We start from the raw sequence: 20601 nt of genomic DNA, 5'->3' as shown, positions 1-20601 counted from the left end.
ACATCATAATATGCGCACGCTCGCCCCTTGTTTACATATGTTTGATGCGTTCGACCATCTCGGCGCCGAAGGCGATATAGGCCTGGGCGCCTTTCGAGCTGGGGTCGAAGGTCACGCCGGGCAAGCCATACGATGGCGCTTCGGCCAGGCGCACGTTGCGCGGGATGATGGTATTGAACACCTTGTCGCCGAAGTGCTGTTCCAGCTGGGCCGACACTTGTTGCGATAATGTCATGCGTGGATCGAACATCACGCGCAACAGGCCGATGATCTTCAAGTCCGGGTTCAGGTTGGCGTGCACCTTCTTGATGGTGTTGACCAGGTCGGACAAGCCTTCCAGCGCGTAGTACTCGCACTGCATCGGGATGATCACCCCATGCGCGGCACACAGGCCGTTCAAGGTCAGCATCGATAATGCCGGTGGGCAATCTACCAGGATGAAGTCGTATTCGCCGTCCACCTCGGCCAGCGCATCCTTCAGGCGGCGTTCGCGGTTGTCCAGCTCGACCATCTCCACTTCGGCGCCGGCCAGCTCGCGGTTCGACGGCAAGACATCGAAGCGTCCCGCTTCCGAACGCTGGCGTGCCGTTTTGACATCGGACTCGCCCAGCATGACTTCATAGGTGGACGCCTTCAGGCCGGCCTTGTTGATGCCGGCGCCCATGGTCGCATTGCCCTGCGGGTCGAGGTCGACCAGCAGCACGCGCTGGTTCAACTTGGCCAGACCGGCGGAGAGGTTGACGCTTGTTGTGGTTTTACCAACACCACCCTTTTGATTTGCTACACAAAAAATTTTGGCCATGTATCTTCTAGTTATAAAGAGATGCAACTCATCGTGTGCCCCGGCATTCCGCCGAAACAATTTATACTGTTTATTCTATTTATACGATATAAATCGTTTATATAGTTTATATTATTTATACCGCATAAACTGTTTATATGATTTATACCGTTTAATTCAGAACTCTTAAATTCTTGCTATAAAGACCAGATGACGCTCTGCATTTAGCCCTGGCACCTGGATAGGCCGCAATTGCGTCACTTGCCAGTCTGCCGGCAGTCTCTCGCGCTCGTCTGGCGGCGCCACCCCTTTCAAGGCGATGAATTGACCGCCCTCGGCCAGCACGTGATGCGACCAGTTGACGAAGTCGGACAGGTCGGCGAAGGCGCGCGAGGTGATCACGTCGAATTTCTGCGCCACTTCCAGTTGTTCCACCCGTTTCGTGTACACGGTGACGTTGGAAAGTCCCAGTTCCGCCTTCACCTGCGTCAAAAAGGCCGTCTTTTTATGCACGGTGTCGATCATCGACACCTTCATATCGGGCCGCGCGATGGCCAGCACCATGCCCGGCAGGCCGCCGCCGGCGCCCACGTCGAGCACGTTTTTCGCCTGCGCGAAGGCCGGCACGGCGGCCAGTGAATCGAGCACGTGCAGGGTCAGCATCTGCAGGGGATCGCGCACCGACGTCAGGTTGTAGACGCTATTCCATTTGGCCAGCAAGGCCAGGTAATCGAGCAGTTTTTCCGTCTGATCCGCGCTCAGGTCCAGCCCCAGCGCGGCGATGCCTTCATTCAAAATGGGGGCCAATGCGGCCCGGTCAAACTGCTTCATTCAACAACCTCGTCCTTTAAAGTGGTGGTTTGCGCGGCGCCAAAACCGCGCTTTTTCAAATGCACGAGCAGCAGCGAAATCGCCGCCGGCGTCACGCCGGAAATGCGCGAGGCCTGGCCCAGGGTTTCCGGGCGCTGCTTGTCGAGTTTTTGCCGCACTTCGACCGACAGCGCGCCGATATCGAGGTAATTAAAACCCTCGGGCAGAGCCAGGTTCTCATAGTGTTCGTGGCGCTCGATTTCCTTGCTCTGGCGCTCGATGTAGCCCGCGTATTTGAGCTGGATTTCCACCTGCTCGCGCACGGCCGCATCTTCCACACCGGGACCGGCCAGGGCCTGCCCTTCGATGCCCGTCATGCTCATCAAGGTGTCGTAGGCCACGTTCGGACGGCGCAGCAAGTCCGCCAGCGAATACTCGCGTTCGATGGCCTGGCCGACGATGCGTTCCGATTCGGCAGCCGCCAGGATGCGCGGATTGACCCACGTGGAACGCAGGCGCTCGAGCTCGCGCGCCACCGCTTCGCGCTTGGTTTCAAACGCCTGCCACTGGGCGTCGCCCACGCAGCCCAGGGCGCGGCCGATTTCCGTCAGGCGCATGTCGGCATTGTCTTCGCGCAGGCTCAAACGGTACTCGGCGCGGCTGGTGAACATGCGGTACGGTTCCTGCACGCCCTGCGTGATCAGGTCGTCGACCAGCACGCCCAGATAGGCTTCGGAGCGGCCCGGTACCCAGGCGTCCTTGTCCTGCGTCAGCAAGGCCGCATTCAGGCCCGCCAGCATGCCTTGCGCGGCCGCTTCCTCGTAGCCCGTGGTGCCGTTGATCTGGCCGGCGAAGAACAGGCCCGCGACGGCCTTCGTTTCCAGCGAGGCCTTCAAGCCGCGCGGGTCGAAATAATCGTATTCGATGGCATAGCCGGGGCGCAGGATGTGGGCGTTTTCCATGCCCTTCATCGACTGCACCAGGGCGATCTGCACGTCGAACGGCAGGCTGGTGGAGATGCCGTTCGGGTAGAACTCATGCGTCGTCAAGCCTTCCGGCTCGAGGAAGATCTGGTGCGATTCCTTGCCCGAGAAACGGTGGATCTTGTCTTCGATCGAGGGGCAGTAACGGGGGCCGACGCCCTCGATGACGCCCGTGTACATGGGGCTGCGGTCGAGGCCGGCGCGGATGATGTCATGCGTCTGCGCATTCGTGTGCGTGACCCAGCACGGCACCTGGCGCGGGTGCATGGCCGTGTTGCCCATCACGGAAAACACGGGCATCGGATCGAGATCGCCCGGCTGTTCCTGCATCACGGAAAAGTCGATCGTGCGGCCATCGATGCGCGGCGGCGTGCCCGTTTTCAAACGCCCTTGCGGCAGCTTCAATTCCTTCAAACGGGCCGACAAGGAGATGGCCGGCGGGTCGCCGGCGCGGCCGGCCGAGTAGTTATTCAAGCCCACGTGGATCTTGCCATCGAGGAAGGTACCGGCCGTCAGCACCACGGCGCGCGCCAGGAACTTCAAGCCGATCTGCGTCACGGCGCCGACGACACGGTCGCCTTCGACGATCAAATCATCGACGGCTTGCTGGAACAGCCACAGGTTAGCCTGGTTTTCCAGGCGCGTGCGGATGGCGGCCTTGTACAAAATGCGGTCGGCCTGGGCGCGCGTGGCGCGCACCGCCGGGCCTTTCGAGGAGTTCAGGATGCGGAACTGAATGCCGGACTCGTCGGTGGCAATCGCCATCGCGCCGCCCATGGCATCGACTTCCTTGACCAGGTGGCCCTTGCCAATGCCACCGATGGAAGGGTTGCACGACATCTGGCCCAGTGTCTCAATATTATGCGTGAGCAATAGCGTCTTCTGCCCCATGCGGGCCGAAGCGAGGGCCGCCTCGGTACCGGCGTGACCACCGCCGACAACGATGACGTCGAATTCTGTAGGAAATAACATGATAAATAGGTAACAGTGCAAGTAAAAATGCGGGAAGAGAGCTCCGATTATAGAGTCTTTTTGCGAGCGCAACCTTCCGAGGGCCAATTTTTGCTTAATTTTTACTCAGCAGGGGCAAGTCAACGGCGATTTCTGTTTCACGTGGAACACGCAGCGTGCCCAGGCAGAGGGCCGCGGTCGCGTGAAATGTTTGCTACAATGGCCGCATAGTCCGCCTTCGTGGTCACGCCAGTGGCCATAGCGACGATCATCCAGGAGGACGGCCTCCCCCACCATGGGAACACACCGGGACGGCCCGCTCTGTACAAGGAGCCGCCATGGCCTGGATACTTTTACTGATTGCCGGCACGCTTGAAGTCGTGTGGGCATACTCGATGAAACTCTCCGAGGGTTTCACCAAACTCACTCCCTCCGTTGTCACCGTCGTCATGATGATGGCCAGCTTCGGCTTGCTGTCGCTGGCCATGCGCACCCTGCCCCTGGGCACGGCCTACACGATCTGGACCGGCATCGGCGCCGTCGGCGCCTTCATCGTCGGCGTCGTCTTTCTGGGCGAGCAGCTCAATGCCATGCGTGTGGGCGCCGCCATCCTCATCGTGTGCGGCATCGTACTGATGAAACTGTCGTCCAGCCACTGAGAGGAACCCTCATGCTCGTCGAATCCTATTTTCCCGTCCTCCTCTTCATTCTGATCGGCATCCTGGTCGGCGTCGTGCCCATGCCGCTGGGGCGCGCACTCGGCCCGCACAAACCCGATGCGGCGACAGCTGTCGCCGCTTCTATCTGCTCCCCATCCTCTTGGGCCGTCATGGCGTTCCCGAGCATGCTGGCCATCGGCCTGGCATATGAGTGGCAACGCGGCGCGCTGACGTGGGAATAGCCCCGCTTCTGGTTTCACGTGAAACAGGCACGGGACGGGAAAGCGGAGTAAGCTGGACTTCTGTCCTCACTGTCAGGAGTCTGCATGCCCGCCTTCCAGTTCCGCACCGTGCCGCATCTGATCGTTGAAGGGGGCGCCGCCGCCCAGCTGGGCGCGCATATCGCCCATCACTTCCCATGGGTGCGCCGGGCCCTGCTCGTCACCGATGCCGGCTTTTTACGTACGGGCCTGGCCGATGCTCCTCTGCACAGCCTGCAGACGGCAGGCATCGAAGCACATATCTTTTCCGACGTGCAAGCCGATCCCCCCGAAGCCATCGTGCTGGCCGGCGTGGCCCAGGCGCAGATGTTTCACGTGGAACTGATTATCGGCCTCGGTGGCGGCAGCTCGCTGGACGTGGCCAAGCTGATCGCCGTGCTGGCGCCGGGCCACCAGGAACTGGCGCAACTGTATGGCATCGGCAATGTCCATGGACAGCGCCTGCCGCTGGTGCAATTGCCGACCACGGCCGGCACAGGCTCGGAAGTCACGCACATCGCCATCGTCACCACGGGCGCCAGCACGAAGATGGGCGTGGTGGCCCCGCAACTGTATGCGGACCTGGCCATCCTCGACGCCAGCCTGACCCTGGGCTTGCCGCCTGCGGTGACGGCCGCCACCGGCATCGACGCCATGGTGCACGCCATCGAAGCGTACACCAGCCGCCTGCTGAAAAATCCTCTGTCCGACATGCTGGCGACCCAGGCGCTGTCGCTGCTCTCCGGCCACCTCGTCACGGCGTGCCGCGATGGCGCCAACTTGCCGGCACGCCAAGCCATGCTGCTGGGCGCCATGCTGGCCGGCCAGGCATTTGCCAACGCGCCCGTGGCCGCCGTGCATGCGCTCGCCTACCCCATCGGCGGCTTGTTCCACGTGCCACACGGTTTGTCGAATGCACTGGTGTTGCCGCACGTGCTGCGCTTTAATCTGTCCCACGCTGCACCCCTGTACGCGCAGCTGGCGACCATCTTGCAACCAGGCATCACGGGCAGCGAGGAAGCGCGGGCCGTGGCCCTGATCGACGCCATGCAGGAACTCGCCCGCGCCGCCGGCATCGCCCGCACCCTGCGCGAAGTGGGCATCGCCGCCAGCGACCTGGACCGCCTGGCCGATGAAGCCATGCTGCAGACGCGCTTGCTGGCCAACAATCCCCGGCCCGTCACGCGCGGCGATGCGCGCGCCATCTATGCTGCCGCACTGTGAGCCAGCAGACGGACTCGGCCAACCCGCCCTGCGCTCCTTTGCCTTCGAGTACGCATATCAACCCATCGCCGATCTGACCACGCGCAGCATCCATGCGCACGAAACGCTGGTGCGCGGCCCCGCCGGCGAAAGCGCGATGAACCCAAGGCCACGTGACCGTGGCCTTGGGTTCCGCATCACCCGCCTAGTTGGGAATATCCACCTGCGTCCCCGTCACGCTGATGACATTGCCGGGTGCCGGCGTCGCCGCAATGGCCGGCACGTTGACGTTCGTGATCAGGGTCGACGCATCGGCGCGCGTCACCGTGCGCACCACCTGCGATGGCGGCAACGTCTGCTTGGCAGTCAGGTGCGCATACATGGCGTCCAGCGCCCGGTTCAGGTAAACATGCAGGGGCACGATCAGGGTCGGCAAGGCGCTGCTGAAGGAATCGAAGTGGTTCGCGTGGGTCACCTCGATATAGCGCAGCTGGCTATTCGCCCCCTCCACCGATGCGTTCAAGCCCACATACGCGCGCGCAGCGTGATTGACGGGAATCAGGGTGTCGCTGCGGCCGTGCACGATGATGGCCGGCTTGCCATTGAGTTTACCCGTCGCCTGTACCTCGGCCATGCCTGCCCGCACGCGCACGCTTTGAGTCGCCAGGTTACCCTGCAAGGTGGCGCCGCTGACGGCATCCTTGCCCGTCGCCAAACTGCGCAGGCACAGGAAGCCGTCGAGCGACTGGTCCGCCTGGCCGCTGGAAGGCGACACGCCGGCCGTGTAGACCTTGGCGCCGCCCACGCTGTTCTCATACACGACATTGCCGAGAATGCCGTTCTGCGCGGCAAAGCTGACCGCCTTTTGCGCCGAGGTGAAGGCGACCGGATTGCCGCCGCCATCGGTCTGCGCAAACGTGAAACCGCACACCTTGTCCGTCACGGAAAATTTTCCGTAGGCATAGGCATACGTGACGGCCACGAGGATGTTCGTGCCCGCGTGCGCGGCCTGCAGCGGATCGGAGTCCGACAACCAGCCATACGCGCGCAAGCGCTGCTTCGCGTCCGCCTGCTGCGCCGCCAGGTCGGCGCCGTTCAATAACCCCTTGCTGACGAGCGCCGTGCAGCGGCCCGCATTGCCGGCCACGGAAGCGATGCACGGCTGATACAGGGCCGCATAGGTGGCGTAGTCGAACAGCGCGCGGCCCGGATTGGCGACCAGCGCCCCGCCCTGGCGCACGCTGTAGGCGCTCGATGCGGCCGGCTGGACCTGCGGCTCGCTGACGGCCACGCCGCCGATCAAGCCCTTGCTATCCTGTTCCGCCGCCAGCAAGGCCGAGCCGGCCCCGTTGGAGATGCTGGACGCGATCGTGATGGTGTTCTTCGGCGTCAGGCGCACGATGCGCGAACTGCCGTCGCGGGCCGGTACGCCATAGCGCTCGTTCAACACATAATAGGCCATCTCGACGGCCTGCAAGGTGACCTTGCCCCAATCCTTCTCCGGGTTCTGCTGCGAGTGCGCATGCTTGAAGGCGATGCGGTTCGGGTTGGCGCCGGCCCAGGCCAGACGCTCGGCGTCACTCAAGTCCGGCGCGAAGTGCGCATTCTTGCCGGCGACCACCCTGCCCGCGCGCACGCCGTTCTGCAGGTTGACGCTGTCGTCCTCGAACACATACAGGCCGGTGCCGGAGCCCTTGTCGGCATACGCGACGGCGCAGCCCTTCTTCAAGCCCCATTCTCCGGAACTGCCGATGGCGCCGTAGATGCCGCGCGAACCGCTGGACGTGCCCGTGACGATGCAGGCGTGATCGGGATCAAAGCTGGCCGGCACCTGCACCATCAGGGTGACATTCTTCCTGCCCGTGCCATCGTCGGCGTACGCGATGTATTCACTGCCCGCGATCAGGCCTTCGCCCGCGCCCACGTTTCCGGAGGCATCGACATTCGGTCCGTACAAGGTGCCGTAGCCGCTGTTGGCGGCAATGTCGAGCACGGCGCGGTAGTTGGCGTAGATCGCATTGCGGCGCAGTTCAAGCGGCGTCGGCTGTTCCACGTTCGCATAGGCGGGCGTGGCGCCGGCCAGCCCCGTCTTGCCCAGGCCGGCCGTCAGCAGGTCGTTCGTCTTGCCGTCGTAATCGGCCCGCGTGATGCTGCCCAGGTAGGCGGGCATCTGGTTCAGTTCTTCCGGCGCATGGTTGCTGCCGCAGGCTGCCAACGCCAGCAGGGTGCACAGGCCCATGCCAGTGCCTGCGCGCGTGATCGTCGTTTGCATGGTGGTTCTCTCCGTTAAGGACACAGTGGACGCACAATGAAAAACGCCGGACGATCGGTCCGGCGTTGCTTGAAAATCAGACAGCGGCTTTGGCTGGCCTGCCGCCGAAGCGCGCGATGGCTTCGCCGACGATGCCGCGCCGGAACATCAGCACGCAGATGACGAAGATCACGCCGGTCACCATGCCCACCGATTCGCCCAGGGTGCCGAACCACTCGATGCCCGTGTGGGTGGCCAGATAGGTGCCGACATCGCCCAGCTTGTTTTCCAGCGCGATGATCAAGACGGCGCCCAGGATGGGACCGGACAAGGTGCCCATGCCGCCCACCAAGGTCATCAGCACGACCAGGCCCGACATGCCCCAGTACACGTCGGTTAACGTTTCAAAGCCCAGCACCAGGGTCTTGGTGGCGCCGGCCAGCGCGGCCAAGGAGGCCGACAGCACGATGGCCATCAGCTTGTACTTGTTGACGTCATAGCCAAGAGAAATGGCGCGCGGCTCGTTTTCCTTGATCGCCTTGAGCACCTGGCCGAACGGCGAGTGGATGGTGCGTACGATCAGGGCGAAGCCGGCGACAAAAATGGCCAGCACGACGTAGTACAGGACGGTGTCATTGCCCAGGTCTAGCGTGCCCAGCAAGGTTCCACGTGGAACACCCTGCAAGCCATCCTCGCCGCCCGTGAACGGCAGGCGCAAGGCCAGGAAGTACACCATCTGCGCCAGCGCCAGCGTGATCATCGTGAAGTAGATGCCCTGGCGGCGGATCGCCAGGCCGCCGATCACCAGGCCCAGCAAGGCGCCCGTGGCGACGCCGGCCAGCAAGCCCAATTCCGTTGGCCAACCCCAGGTGCGCAGCGCGTAGCCGGTGACATAGCCGGCGCCGCCAAAGAACGCCGCGTGGCCGAACGACAGCAAGCCGGTGTAGCCGATCAGCAAATTGAAAGCGCAGGCAAACAGCGCAAAGCACAGCAACTTCATCAGGAAGACGGGATAGCCGTAAAACGGGGCCGCCAAGGCCAGCAGCAAGGCAATGGCGTAGCCTACATTCTTATTCATCGTGGTAGCTCCAATACATGACTGATGAGGATTACTTTTCTTTGCCGAACAGGCCGGCGGGACGCAGCAGCAGCACGATGACCATCACCACGAACACCACGGTGGCCGAGCCTTCCGGATAGAACACGCGGGTCAGGCCCTCGATCACGCCCAGGCCCAGGCCCGTCAGGATAGAGCCCATGATGGAACCCATGCCGCCGATCACCACCACGGCAAACACGACGATGATCAGGTTCGAGCCCATCAGCGGCGAGACCTGGATGATGGGCGCGGCCAGCACGCCGGCAAAACCGGCCAGCGCCACGCCGAAGCCGAACGTCAACGTCACCATCAGCGGCACGTTGATGCCGAACGCTTCCACCAGTTTCGGGTTTTCCGTGCCGGCCCGCAGGTAGGCGCCCAGCTTGGTTTTTTCGATGACGAACCAGGTGGCCAGGCAGATGGAGAGCGAGGCGATCACCACCCAGGCGCGGTAGTTCGGCAGGATCATGAAACCCAGGTCGGTCGCGCCGGCCAGCGCTTCGGGCACGGCGTACGGCTGGCCCGAGACGCCATAGAAGGAGCGGAACACGCCTTCCATGATCAGGGTGATGCCAAAGGTCAGCAGCAGGCCATACAGGTGGTCGAGTTTATACAGCCAGCGCAACATGGTCTTTTCGATCAGGATACCGACCAGGCCGACGAGGATCGGGGCGATGACGAGCATGGCCCAGTAATTGATGTCGAAATAACTGAGGCCCATCCAGGCCAGGAAGGCGCCCATCATGTACATGGCGCCGTGCGAGAAATTAATAACGTTGAGCAAGCCGAAGATGACGGCCAGACCGAGGGACAACATGGCATAGAACGAGCCGTTGACGAGGCCCAGCAGCAGCTGGCTCATCATCGCAGGTAATGGAACGCCGAAAATTTCCATGGCATCACAGTATAAAAAGCACCGCCGGACGACGGTGTGGTATCAAGGGAAACACGCCGCCGCAGACGGGCGCGGCGGCGCAAGGCGAATCCTGCTGGCAAAGCGCCTGCAGGAAGGATGGCCCGCACCGGGCGGGCGATCCGTTTGACGGACTGCTACAGCGTTACTTCCACAGCGAACACTTCGATTCAGCCTTGGTCACATACGCTTGCGCACCGGGCACGGTGGCGACGACCTTGTAGTAATCCCATGGATATTTCGACTCGGATGGCTTCTTCACTTCCATCAAATACATATCGTGCACCATGCGGCCATCGGGACGCACTTCACCATTCTGGGTAAACATGTCGTTGATCTTGGTCTTTTTCAAATAAGCCATGACCTTCTCGGTGTCATCCGTTCCCAGCGCCTTGACGGCTTTCAGGTAGTTCGCCGCGGCCGAATAGTCGGCCGCCTGCAGCATCGACGGCTCCTTCTTCATCTTGGCGAAATAGCGTTTCGACCAGGCGCGCGTGTCCGCATTCAAGTCCCAGTACCAGCCATCCGTCAGGTACATGCCTTGCGTCAGGTTCAAGCCCAGCGAATGGATGTCGTTGATGAAGATCAGCAAGCCGGCCAGCTTCATCGATTTCGTCAGGCCGAACTCGTTGGCCGCCTTGATGCTGTTGATGGCGTCGCCGCCCGCATTGGCCAGGCCCAGGATCTGCGGCTTGGCGGCCTGCGCCTGCAGCAGGAAGGACGAGAAATCGGAAGCGCCCAGCGGATGCTTGACGCTGCCCAGCACCTTGCCGCCGGCCGTCTTGACGACCTCGGCGGTGTCTTTTTCCAGCGAATGGCCGAACGCGTAATCGGCCGTCATGAAATACCAGTTCTTGCCGCCCTGTTTGACGATGGTGCCGCCCGTGCCGCGCGCCAGCGCCACCGTGTCATAGGCGTAATGCACGGTGTAGGGCGTGCATTCCTCATTCGTCAGGCGCGAGGAGCCGGCGCCGATGGCGATGAAGATCTTTTTCTTTTCCGCCGCGACCTTGGCCATGGCCAGGCTGGCGCCGGAATTGGTGCCGCCGATCAGCATGTCGACGCCTTGCTGGTCGAACCATTCGCGCGCCTTCGAAGCGGCAATGTCGGCCTTGTTTTGATGGTCGGCGGAAATGAATTCCACCTTTTTGCCGGCGAGCACCACGCCGGCATCGGCGATCGCCATCTTGATGGCTTCCGCGCCGCCGAGGCCGTCGACGTCGGAGTACACGCCCGACATGTCGGAAATAAAACCGATCTTGATGGTGTCGCCCGATACCTGGGCGTGCGCGGCGCTGGACAAGCCCAGGGCGCAAAGAGTGGCGGTGGCAATGGCGATAGCGTTACGTTTCATAGTGTCTCCGTTGGGATTATTGTTTGCTATTCAGTCGATTGCTGGACAAGGACGCGTACTACATGATGACTACACGCCAAGCAACTCGGTCAATACCGGCATCTTGGCCTCCAGTTCGGATGCAGCAAAAGTCTCGACGATCTGACCGTGCTCCATCACATAAAACCGGTCCGCCAGCGGCGCGGCAAACCGGAAATTTTGTTCCACCATGACGATGGTGTAGCCCTTCGCCTTCAGGGTGGTGATCATGCGCGCCAGCCCTTGCACGATGACGGGCGCCAGGCCTTCGGAAATTTCATCGAGCAGCAGCAGGCGCGCGCCCGTGCGCAGGATGCGCGCCACGGCCAGCATCTGCTGTTCCCCGCCCGACAGGCGCGTGCCCTGGCTGTGGCGGCGTTCCTGCAGATTCGGGAACATCGCGTAGATTTCCTCCACCGACATGCCCTTCTCGCCGCTGGCCAGGGTCGGCGGCAGCAGCAGGTTTTCCTCGGTCGACAGCGAGGAGAAAATGCCGCGCTCTTCGGGACAATACCCGATGCCCAGGTGGGCGATTTTGTGCGTGGCCAAACCTATCGCTTCGACGCCATTGACTTTGATGGAACCGGTGCGTGCGCCCGTCAAGCCCATGATGGCGCGCAAGGTGGTGGTGCGCCCGGCGCCGTTGCGGCCCAGCAAAGTCACCACTTCACCCGGCTGCACTTTCAGGTTCACGTCGTGCAGGATGTGAGATTCGCCATACCAGGTGTGCAGTTGTGCAATTTCCAGCGCGGGTGCGCCGCCATTCACTTGTGTCGCCATCAATGCGCCCCTTCCAGTTCCGCGTGGGTGGTGCCCATGTACGCTTCCATCACTTGCGGATTGCGCGACACTTCCGCGTAACTGCCTTCGGCCAGCATGGCGCCGCGCTGCAGAACGGAAATCTTGTCGCAGATGCCGGAAACCACGCTCATATTGTGTTCCACCATCAAAATCGTGCGGCCGGCCGACACTTTTTTAATCAATTCCGTCACGCGGTGCACGTCTTCATGGCCCATGCCCTGCGTCGGTTCGTCGAGCAGCATCATTTCCGGCTCCATCGCCAGGGTGGTGGCAATTTCCAGCGCCCGCTTGCGCCCGTACGGCATGTCGACCGTGATGGTGTCGGCAAACTCCGTCAGGTCGACCTCGGCCAGCAAGGCCATGGCACGGTCGTTGAGCTGATTCAATGCCCGTTCGCTTTGCCAAAAGTGGAACGAGGTGCCGAGCTGGCGCTGCAAGCCGATGCGCACATTTTGCAGCACGGACAGGTGGGGGAAGACGGCGGAAATCTGGAACGAGCGGATCACGCCCATGCGCGCGATCTGGGCCGGTTTGGCGGCCGTGATATCTTTCCCATTGAACAGGATCTGTCCGGAAGTGGGGACCAGGAATTTGGTGAGCAAGTTGAAACACGTGGTCTTGCCGGCGCCGTTCGGACCGATCAAGGCGTGGATGTGGCCCCGCTCTACCTTCAGGTTCACGTCGCTCACGGCGGTGAAACCCTTGAATTCCTTGGTCAAATTTCTTGTTTCCAAGATTACGTTTGACATCGTGTCTCCTAGTTGTACTTTTTGTACTACTTAGTCATTTTTATAATACACAACTTAAATTTAACGCACAATACAGTATAACTACGGGGATTTTTCGCCAGCCCGAATGGCGCAAACTCGCACGCTTGCCCGGCTATTTCCAGGCCGCGTGTATCATTTGCGCCGCTTTTTCCGCGATCATCACGGTGGGCGAGTTGGTGTTACCAGAAGTAATGTACGGCATGATGGAGGCATCGACGACGCGTAAACCCGCCACGCCGAGCACGCGCAGTTGGCTGTCGACCACGCTCGACGCCTCGCTGGCCAGCCCCATGCGGCAGGTGCCCACCGGATGGAAGATGGTGGTGCCGATCTGGCTGGCCGCCTGCGCCAGTTCTTCCTGGCTCTGGAATTGCACGCCAGGCTTGTATTCCTGCGGCGCAAACCTACTTAACGCCGGCGCGGCGGCGATCGCCCGCGTCAGGCGCAAGGCGTCGGCCGCCACGGCGCGGTCCTGCTCGGTACTGAGATAGTTAGGGACGATCTTCGGCGCCGCATAGCTGTCGGCCGAGGCGATGTGGACGTGGCCGCGCGAAGTGGGCCGCAGATTGCAGACGCTGGCCGTAAACGCGGGAAACGCGTGCAAGGGCTCGCCGAACTTGTCGAGCGACAAGGGTTGCACGTGGTATTGCAGGTTCGGCGTGGCTTGCCGCGGGTCGGACTTGGCGAACGCGCCCAGCTGCGACGGCGCCATCGACATGGGCCCGCTCTGGAACAGCGCATATTGCAAGCCGATCTGCATCTTGCCCAGCATACTGCTGGCCATCACGTTCAAGGTTTTCACGCCGCTCACCTTGAATACCATGCGCAATTGCAGATGGTCTTGCAAATTGCCGCCCACGCCGGCGGCATCGACCACAGGCACGATGCCATGCTGCCGCAGCAAGGCGGCCGGGCCGATGCCGGACAATTGCAGCAATTGCGGCGAGCCGATGGCGCCCGCCGTCAGCAGGGTTTCGCGCCGGGCCGTCGCCTGCCACTGCGTGCCGCCGCCCGTAAACACGATGCCCGCGCAGCGCGGCCCCGTTTCCGTCGTCTCCAGCAACAGACGTTCCACGTGGCAACCCGTCATGATGGTCAGGTTCGGGCGGTGCGCTGCCGGTTTCAAAAACGCTTTCGAAGTATTCCAGCGGATGCCGCGGCGCTGGTTGACGTCGAAATACGCGCTGCCGGCGTTGTCGCCGCCATTGAAATCGCTGGTTTTCGGGATGCCGACCTGCTGCGCCGCGTCGCGGAACGCGTTCAGGATATCCCAGGATAGCCGCTGTTTTTCCACGCGCCATTCACCACCGACGCCGTGGTTTTCCGACGCGCCGCCATAGTAATCCTCGCTTTGCTTAAATAACGGCAAGACCTTGTCCCAGCGCCAGGAAGCGTCGTCCGTCAGGTCGGCCCAGTGGTCGTAATCGCCGGCCTGGCCCCGCATATAGATCATGCCGTTGATGGAAGAGCTGCCGCCGAGCACTTTTCCGCGGGGATACATCAGGCTGCGCCCGCCCAGGCCCGCGTCCGCCTGCGTGGAATACAGCCAGTCCGTGCGGGGATTGCCGATGCAATGCAGATAGCCGACGGGAATGTGGATCCACACGTAATCGTCTTTGCCGCCCGCTTCCACGAGCAGAACGTTGGCATCCTTGTCGCGCGTGAGCCGGTTGGCCAGCACGCAACCTGCCGTGCCGCCGCCCACGATGATGTAGTCGTATTCGCCTGCCGATTCCAATGAAGCTCCTTTCGGTATGCCATCAAGCTGTCGCGCGGCGTGTCTCCCCGCCGCGTCCCGCTACCAGAGTCTGTCTTTCTTCATGCATGCATGGCTGCTGAGCCGCCTTGAGATTACCACCAGTACCGGGCCAGGGCGACATTAATCGTGGTCCGCGATACGCAAGAGCGTCACGGCAAGCTCAAAAACAGGGTCTTCAAGCTGTGGATAACCATATGGATATCCACAGGTACGATATGTGCGTAAACGAAAAATTTTTTGCACGTCTTTTTTTTATCCCAAAACCGTCCCAAGCAGATACAACGCTTACTCAGCGCTTATCCGCACGCCAAGCGATTGTTTACAAGGATAAATCGGGACTTATCCACAGAACATGCCGCCGTTAACTACTATTACTATTCATGTATACGAACTTGTTAAGGTAAACCCGACAACGCGCAGTTTGCCTGCCCTTCGCGTTCAAGAAGGTTCGCCAGCCTGTCATCAAAAAAAAAGCGACGAACGGCTTTGGCTGAAAAAAAATCGAGCCAACAACTGCGCGACGAAAACCAGGATGGCCAACATCATGCGCACGGCACTGCCAAACCGCTGAGCAAAATGCAAACGTCAACAGGCCTGGGCAGACAGGCTGCCAGCAAGCTGTTCGACATCAAAAAGAGGGGGAGTTTGAGACGATTGTGGATAAGTCACTTGATATCCACAGGATGACTTGTGCGTAAACACGAACTTTTGCACAGGCCCGCATTTTATACAATTTTGCTCCTCGCGTGATACAGCGATTATGCACGCTTTATTTTGCGCGTAAACACTTGATCCTGTTGAAAAAAAGCGACTTATCCACAGAAAAAAACGCGTTTACTATTACTACTATTTTTATATATAGATCTATTGTAAACCGACAAAAAAAGCGGAAGTCGGGGGATATTTTCAAAAAGCAGGCAAAAAACCGCAAAAAAAAAGCCAACGGCGACATCGCGAGCCACTGCCAAAGCGTCTTCCAGGAATCACCTGGATGCCAAGGTTCGTGAAAGAACAACGCTCGTGCTTGCTCAACCTGGATTGCCAGGCAAGCATCAAGGCAGACAACGCACGTCAAACATGCCACGACAGCAAGAAAACGCGTGATTTTTGCTGGCCACTGTGGATAAGTGCCTGCATATCCACAGGATGAGATGTGGGAAAAGTCGATCTTTGTCCACAACTCAATTTTTATCCCAAACAAGTCCTGCGTGGATACAATGCTTGTGCGCCTACTTTTTTGTGCGCCAAGTCGATGATTCTTATACGGTATACCGACTTATCCACAAAAAAATGGCCGTTTACTATCACTACTATTTTTATGTATACATCTTTATTTAAAACACAGAGACAAACGCGGACGGTGGAAAAGTCGCCGAAACAGCTGTTTTCACCCTGTAAACCGTTTGGCAATTCAAAAACCCGGTAAAAAACTGCATGCAATCACACAAAAAAATGCGTTTGGGCATCATCAGTGCCTTGCACGAAGAACAGCAGGGACTGGTAGAAGCCATGCAAGGCCCCCAGAGGCGTTCGCACGGCATGCGCGACTACACCCTGGGGACCCTGTGGAATATCGACGCTGTGTGCGTCCTGTCGCGTCTGGGCAAGGTTGCCGCTGCCATGACAGCTTCTATCCTTGTGGAAAAGTACGGAGTTACCCACATCGTCTTCACCGGCGTGGCCGGCAGTGGGGATCAACACGTGAAAGTCGGCGATATCGTCGTGGCCGAAGCGCTGCTGCAGCACGATATGGATGCCCGACCGCTATTTCCCCGCTTCGAAGTGCCATTGACGGGACTGCAGCGTTTCGCCACGGATCTGGAACTGAGCACGCAACTGGCTGGCGCCGCGGGCGATTTCCTGCGTGACGATGTGTCCAGCGTGCTGAAGGTGGCCGATATCGAGGCATTTGGCTTGCAGCACGCACAAGTGCACCGCGGCCTGATCGCCAGCGGCGACCAGTTCATCAGCAGCGCCGCGCATATCAAGCAGCTGAAAGCCGATATCCCCGACCTGCTGGCCGTCGAAATGGAAGGCGCTGCCGTGGCGCAAGTGTGTTTTGAACTGGGCGTGCCGTTTACGGTCATGCGCACCATTTCCGACAACGCCAACGAAGAGGCGGCCGTCGACTTCATGCGTTTCGTGCAGGCCGTCGCTTCGCCGTATGCGTTGACGGTGATTCAGCAATTGTGCCAGCGCCTGGCTGGCTGATTTTTCATCCAGCGTGCATAAAAAAAGGGCAGAACCACTGGTTCTGCCCTTTTTACATGCAACAGCTGCTTAAATTCTAAACACTCAGCATCATCAGGCTGGCGTTACCGCCGGCCGCCGTCGTATTCACGCACAGCGCCCGCTCGGCGACCAGGCGCCACAGGGGCACGACACCCTCCTGCGTGGTGGCGATGGTAGCCACCAGTGCCCCTTCCCGTGCCGCCAGCAGCGGTTTGAGCTGGCCATCGAGGCAGGGCTCGATCATGGCGACCTGGAAATCATGCTGGACCGACGCCAGGCTGCTGACGACCTGGATGCGATCCTTCAGCGCGGCCGGCAGGTCGCCCGGGATCAGGTCCGGCGCTTGCGCCAGCACCAGGGCCTGGTTACCGGTGGCCAGGACTGCCGCCAGCTGGTTCATCAAGGTGCCGGAGGTGGCGGCCGCGCACAAAATCGTGCCCCGCTCGGCAAAGCTCAGGGTATTGCGCTCGCCTGTCGGGCCTGGCAAGACGATGGTGCTGCCGAGCAAGGTGGTGCGCGCGTATTCCTGCGCCAGTTGCTGCACCTGGTCGTGGCCATGCATCTTCGCCCACACGGTCAGCGCGTCGAGCGCCGGCGGCGCCTGGCGCTGGTGCTGCGCGCCGGCCGGCGCATTGCGCTGCAGGCGTTTCAGGTACAGGGGGCCGCCGGCTTTCGGTCCCGTGCCCGATTTGCCTTCGCCGCCGAACGGCTGCACGCCGACGACGGCGCCGACGATGTTGCGGTTCACATAAATATTGCCCACGTGCGCGCGCCTGGTGATGAAATCGATGGTTTCATCGATGCGCGTATGGATGCCCAGGGTCAAGCCGTAACCGCTGTCGTTGATCGATTGCACCAGTTGCGGCAGTTCGGACCGCTTGTAGCGGATCACGTGCAGCACGGGACCGAAGACTTCCTGTGTCAATTGCTCCAGCGACTTGATTTCCAGCACGGTCGGGGCGACGAACGTACCTTTGACGGTCGGTAAATCGAGCGAATAATGGTCGATGGCCATGGTTTTCATCTTGTTGATGTGCGCCAGCAGATTGCCTTGCGCTTCCGCATCGATGACGGGACCGATATCGGTGGCCAGGCGGTCAGGATTGCCAACGCGCAATTCCTGCATCGCGCCTTTCAGCATGTGGATGGTCTTGTCGGCGATTTCCGCTTGCAGGAACAGCACGCGCAAGGCCGAGCAGCGCTGGCCGGCGCTGTCGAAGGCGGACGACATCACGTCTTGCACCACTTGTTCCGGCAAGGCGGACGAATCGACGATCAGGGCATTCTGGCCACCCGTTTCGGCGATCAGGGGGATGTCGATGCCTTCGGCCACGGCGCGCGCGACCAGGTTGCGGTTGATCAATTGCGCCACTTCCGTCGAGCCCGTGAAAATCACGCCTTTCACGCGCGTGTCATTGCACAGGCCGGCGCCGACGATCTCTCCGCTGCCGGGCAAGAATTGCAGCGCGCCACGCGGCACGCCTGCCGCATGCAGCAATTGCACGGCGCGGTGGGCGATCAGCGGCGTTTGCTCGGCCGGCTTGGCCAGCACCACGTTGCCTGCCGCCAGGGCGGCGGCCAGCTGGCCCGTGAAGATGGCCAACGGGAAATTCCACGGGCTGATGCAGGTGACGGGACCAAGCGCCAGGGTGTTCGGCGCGTGTTCCACCTGCGCCGCGTAATAGCGCAGGAAGTCGACGGCTTCGCGGATTTCCGCGATCGCGTTCGGCAAGGACTTGCCCGCTTCGCGCACGGCCAGGGCCATCAGTTCGATATGGTGTTCCTCGAACAGGTCGGCCGCGCGTTGTAACGCTTGCGCGCGGACCGACGGTTCCGTGGTTTGCCAATCCATGGCATACGCGCTGGCGCTGGCCAGCGCCGTTTCCACGTCGGCCGGACCGGCTTCCATGACCTTGCCCACGACGTCGTCGTGCTGGGCCGGATTGTGCAGCATGTGCGTGGGGCCATTCAGGCTGACGGCGCCATCGATCAGCGGCGCCGCCTGCCATGTCTGCTGCTGCGCCAGGCCCGTGGCCAGGGTGCGCAAGGTATCTTCATTCGACAGGTCCAGGCCGGCCGAGTTCCTGCGTTCGCTGCCAAACATGTCCAGCGGCAGCGGAATCGACGGGTGCGGCAAGCCGCCCTGCAGGCGCGCCTGCTCGAGCGGATCGCGGATCAGGCTATCGATGGCCACGCTTTCGTCGACGATCTGGTTGACGAACGACGAGTTGGCGCCGTTCTCCAGCAGGCGGCGCACCAGGTAGGCCAGCAGGGTTTCATGCGAGCCGACGGGGGCGTAGATGCGGCACGGCTTGTCCAGGTTGTCGGGCCCGACGACCTGGTCGTACAAGGTTTCGCCCATGCCGTGCAGGCACTGGAATTCGTAGTCGGTAATGCCGTCGCGCTTCGCCCAGGTATAAATGGTCGACAGGGTTTGCGCGTTGTGCGTGGCAAATTGTGGATAGATCAGGCTGCTGGCGGCCAGCAGTTTTTGCGCGCACACGAGGTAGGAGACGTCCGTGTAGACCTTGCGCGTGTAGACGGGATAGCCTTCCTGACCATCGACTTGCGCGCGTTTGACTTCCGCATCCCAGTACGCGCCCTTCACCAGCCGCACCATGAACTTGCGGCCGCTGCGGCGCGCCAGGTCGATCAGGAAATCGATGGCGAACGGGCAGCGCTTCTGGTACGCCTGCACCACGTAGCCGATGCCGTCGAAACCGGCCAAATCCGCATCAAAGGCCAGTGCTTCCATCAGGTCGAGCGACAGTTCCAGGCGGTCCGTTTCTTCCGCATCGATGTTGAAGCCGATGTTGTACTGCTTGGCCAGCAACAGCAGCGCCTTGACCTTCGGCAGCAATTCTTCCATGACGCGGGCGCGCTGGGCGCGGCTGTAGCGCGCGTGCAGGGCCGACAGTTTCACGGAAATGCCGGGACCGTTGCGGATGCCGCGGCCGTTCGAGGCCTTGCCGATGGCATGGATCGCCGTTTCGTACGAGGCGTAGTAGTTGGCCGCATCCTGCTGCGTCAGGGCCGCCTCGCCCAGCATGTCGTACGAGTAGCGGTAGCCGCGCGTTTCATTCTCGCGGCTGTTCTTCAACGCTTCCTCGATGGTCTGGCCCGTCACGAACTGGTTGCCCAGCATGCGCATGGCCAGGTCGACACCCTTGCGTATCAGCGGTTCGCCGCCTTTGGCGATGAGCTTGGTCATCGCCGAACCGAGGCCCGATTCGCTGCTGGTACTGACCAGTTTGCCCGTGATCAGCAAGCCCCAAGTGGCGGCATTGACGAACAGCGACGGCGATTCGCCCAGATGCTTCTTCCAGTCGCCCTTGCTGATTTTGTCGGCGATCAGGCGGTCTGCCGTTTGACTGTCGGGTATACGCAACAGCGCTTCAGCCAGACACATCAACGCTACACCCTCTTCCGACGATAGCGAGAACTCGTGCATCAGTGCATCGACGCCGGACGCGCGTGTGCGTTTTTGGCGCACGTTCGAGACCAGGCGGTGGGCCAGCGCTTGTCCTTCGGCCGTCGTTTCGGTGCTGCTGGGGCGGACTTGTTGCAATAGCCACTGCACGGCGGAAACCTCGTCGCGCCTATAGGCGGCGGTGATGGCGGCGCGTGGTGGTGTCGCTTCGGGCAGGATTTCTGCCTGGAACGCAGCAAAAGGAATCGGGGTAAAAGCCGAGGGGCCTGCAGGGTGCATAAGTGCTCTTTACAAGGAAAAGGGGACGAAAACTGACGTAATTCTTGC

Annotated in this window: 15 protein-coding genes; 4 read left to right on the top strand and 11 right to left on the bottom strand. The window is 61.1% G+C overall.

Annotated elements, in window-relative coordinates; all coding sequences use genetic code 11:
- Positions 1-31: 31 nt before the first annotated feature.
- From J0O65_RS12695 to mnmG, 3 genes are all read right to left on the bottom strand, one after another.
- Positions 32-802: a ParA family protein gene (locus J0O65_RS12695; protein WP_034752687.1), complete on the bottom strand. Its 771-nt coding sequence runs from the start codon at positions 800-802 to the stop codon at positions 32-34.
- A 165-nt stretch (positions 803-967) separates the two neighbouring features.
- Positions 968-1612 carry a 16S rRNA (guanine(527)-N(7))-methyltransferase RsmG gene (rsmG, locus tag J0O65_RS12690; RefSeq protein ID WP_215407222.1) on the bottom strand — a complete coding sequence of 215 codons (645 nt, stop codon included), beginning with the start codon at positions 1610-1612 and terminating at the stop codon, positions 968-970.
- Positions 1609-3546: a tRNA uridine-5-carboxymethylaminomethyl(34) synthesis enzyme MnmG gene (mnmG, locus tag J0O65_RS12685; protein ID WP_215407220.1), complete on the bottom strand. Its 1938-nt coding sequence runs from the start codon at positions 3544-3546 to the stop codon at positions 1609-1611. Before mnmG ends, rsmG begins: the two co-directional genes overlap by 4 nt.
- A 317-nt stretch (positions 3547-3863) precedes the next feature.
- On the opposite strand from mnmG, the gene J0O65_RS12680 reads away from it, so the two are divergent.
- From J0O65_RS12680 to J0O65_RS12670, 3 genes are all read left to right on the top strand, one after another.
- A complete protein-coding gene (locus tag J0O65_RS12680; RefSeq protein ID WP_215407218.1) occupies positions 3864-4184 on the top strand; it encodes a DMT family transporter in 321 nt (106 codons plus the stop codon).
- An 11-nt stretch (positions 4185-4195) separates the two neighbouring features.
- A complete protein-coding gene (locus tag J0O65_RS12675; RefSeq protein ID WP_215407215.1) occupies positions 4196-4426 on the top strand; it encodes an NADH dehydrogenase subunit 3 in 231 nt (76 codons plus the stop codon).
- An 84-nt stretch (positions 4427-4510) separates the two neighbouring features.
- Positions 4511-5668, top strand: coding sequence for an iron-containing alcohol dehydrogenase (locus J0O65_RS12670; protein ID WP_215407213.1), 1158 nt, complete (start codon positions 4511-4513; stop codon positions 5666-5668).
- Between the two features lie 184 nt (positions 5669-5852).
- On the opposite strand, the gene J0O65_RS12665 is transcribed toward J0O65_RS12670, so the two are convergent.
- From J0O65_RS12665 to J0O65_RS12635, 7 genes are all read right to left on the bottom strand, one after another.
- Positions 5853-7919, bottom strand: coding sequence for a 3-hydroxybutyrate oligomer hydrolase family protein (locus J0O65_RS12665; protein WP_215407211.1), 2067 nt, complete (start codon positions 7917-7919; stop codon positions 5853-5855).
- A gap of 76 nt (positions 7920-7995) precedes the next feature.
- A complete protein-coding gene (locus J0O65_RS12660) occupies positions 7996-8976 on the bottom strand; it encodes a branched-chain amino acid ABC transporter permease (protein WP_152251530.1) in 981 nt (326 codons plus the stop codon).
- 31 nt (positions 8977-9007) lie between these two features.
- Positions 9008-9892 (bottom strand): branched-chain amino acid ABC transporter permease, encoded by an 885-nt coding sequence (locus J0O65_RS12655; RefSeq protein WP_215407209.1) that lies wholly within the window; start codon positions 9890-9892, stop codon positions 9008-9010.
- A gap of 163 nt (positions 9893-10055) precedes the next feature.
- Positions 10056-11264 carry an ABC transporter substrate-binding protein gene (locus J0O65_RS12650; protein ID WP_215407207.1) on the bottom strand — a complete coding sequence of 403 codons (1209 nt, stop codon included), beginning with the start codon at positions 11262-11264 and terminating at the stop codon, positions 10056-10058.
- Between the two features lie 69 nt (positions 11265-11333).
- Positions 11334-12062: an ABC transporter ATP-binding protein gene (locus J0O65_RS12645; RefSeq protein WP_215407205.1), complete on the bottom strand. Its 729-nt coding sequence runs from the start codon at positions 12060-12062 to the stop codon at positions 11334-11336.
- Positions 12062-12832, bottom strand: a complete 771-nt coding sequence (locus tag J0O65_RS12640; protein ID WP_034752653.1) for an ABC transporter ATP-binding protein — start codon at positions 12830-12832, stop codon at positions 12062-12064. Before J0O65_RS12640 ends, J0O65_RS12645 begins: the two co-directional genes overlap by 1 nt.
- A 133-nt stretch (positions 12833-12965) precedes the next feature.
- On the bottom strand, positions 12966-14591 hold the full coding sequence (locus tag J0O65_RS12635) for a GMC family oxidoreductase (protein WP_215407203.1): 1626 nt from the start codon (positions 14589-14591) through the stop codon (positions 12966-12968).
- Between the two features lie 1455 nt (positions 14592-16046).
- Between J0O65_RS12635 and J0O65_RS12630 the strand changes: the two genes are divergently transcribed.
- A complete protein-coding gene (locus tag J0O65_RS12630) occupies positions 16047-16823 on the top strand; it encodes a 5'-methylthioadenosine/adenosylhomocysteine nucleosidase (RefSeq protein ID WP_251373725.1) in 777 nt (258 codons plus the stop codon).
- Positions 16824-16899: 76 nt separating this feature from the next.
- Here J0O65_RS12630 and putA read toward each other — a convergent pair whose 3' ends face one another.
- Entirely contained in the window at positions 16900-20553 is a 3654-nt protein-coding gene (gene putA / locus J0O65_RS12625; RefSeq protein WP_215407201.1) for a trifunctional transcriptional regulator/proline dehydrogenase/L-glutamate gamma-semialdehyde dehydrogenase, read from the bottom strand.
- Positions 20554-20601 lie beyond the last annotated feature (48 nt).

Source organism: Janthinobacterium sp. JC611 (assembly GCF_018682595.1).
In the GTDB taxonomy this organism is placed as follows: Bacteria; Pseudomonadota; Gammaproteobacteria; order Burkholderiales; family Burkholderiaceae_D; genus Janthinobacterium.
Note: the sequence above shows the minus strand (reverse complement) of the source record. Positions and strands in the feature narration are given on the sequence as shown.

Bases quoted from the DNA above. Each gene is read 5' to 3' on its own strand.
- J0O65_RS12630 (WP_251373725.1), top strand. From the start codon at position 16,047: ATGCAATCACACAAAAAAATGCGTTTGGGCATCATCAGTGCCTTGCAC.
- J0O65_RS12645 (WP_215407205.1), bottom strand. From the start codon at position 12,062: ATGGCGACACAAGTGAATGGCGGCGCACCCGCGCTGGAAATTGCACAA.
- J0O65_RS12680 (WP_215407218.1), top strand. From the start codon at position 3,864: ATGGCCTGGATACTTTTACTGATTGCCGGCACGCTTGAAGTCGTGTGG.
- J0O65_RS12670 (WP_215407213.1), top strand. From the start codon at position 4,511: ATGCCCGCCTTCCAGTTCCGCACCGTGCCGCATCTGATCGTTGAAGGG.
- J0O65_RS12665 (WP_215407211.1), bottom strand. From the start codon at position 7,919: ATGCAAACGACGATCACGCGCGCAGGCACTGGCATGGGCCTGTGCACC.
- rsmG (WP_215407222.1), bottom strand. From the start codon at position 1,612: ATGAAGCAGTTTGACCGGGCCGCATTGGCCCCCATTTTGAATGAAGGC.
- J0O65_RS12650 (WP_215407207.1), bottom strand. From the start codon at position 11,264: ATGAAACGTAACGCTATCGCCATTGCCACCGCCACTCTTTGCGCCCTG.
- J0O65_RS12695 (WP_034752687.1), bottom strand. From the start codon at position 802: ATGGCCAAAATTTTTTGTGTAGCAAATCAAAAGGGTGGTGTTGGTAAA.
- J0O65_RS12640 (WP_034752653.1), bottom strand. From the start codon at position 12,832: ATGTCAAACGTAATCTTGGAAACAAGAAATTTGACCAAGGAATTCAAG.
- mnmG (WP_215407220.1), bottom strand. From the start codon at position 3,546: ATGTTATTTCCTACAGAATTCGACGTCATCGTTGTCGGCGGTGGTCAC.
- putA (WP_215407201.1), bottom strand. From the start codon at position 20,553: ATGCACCCTGCAGGCCCCTCGGCTTTTACCCCGATTCCTTTTGCTGCG.
- J0O65_RS12660 (WP_152251530.1), bottom strand. From the start codon at position 8,976: ATGAATAAGAATGTAGGCTACGCCATTGCCTTGCTGCTGGCCTTGGCG.
- J0O65_RS12675 (WP_215407215.1), top strand. From the start codon at position 4,196: ATGCTCGTCGAATCCTATTTTCCCGTCCTCCTCTTCATTCTGATCGGC.
- J0O65_RS12655 (WP_215407209.1), bottom strand. From the start codon at position 9,892: ATGGAAATTTTCGGCGTTCCATTACCTGCGATGATGAGCCAGCTGCTG.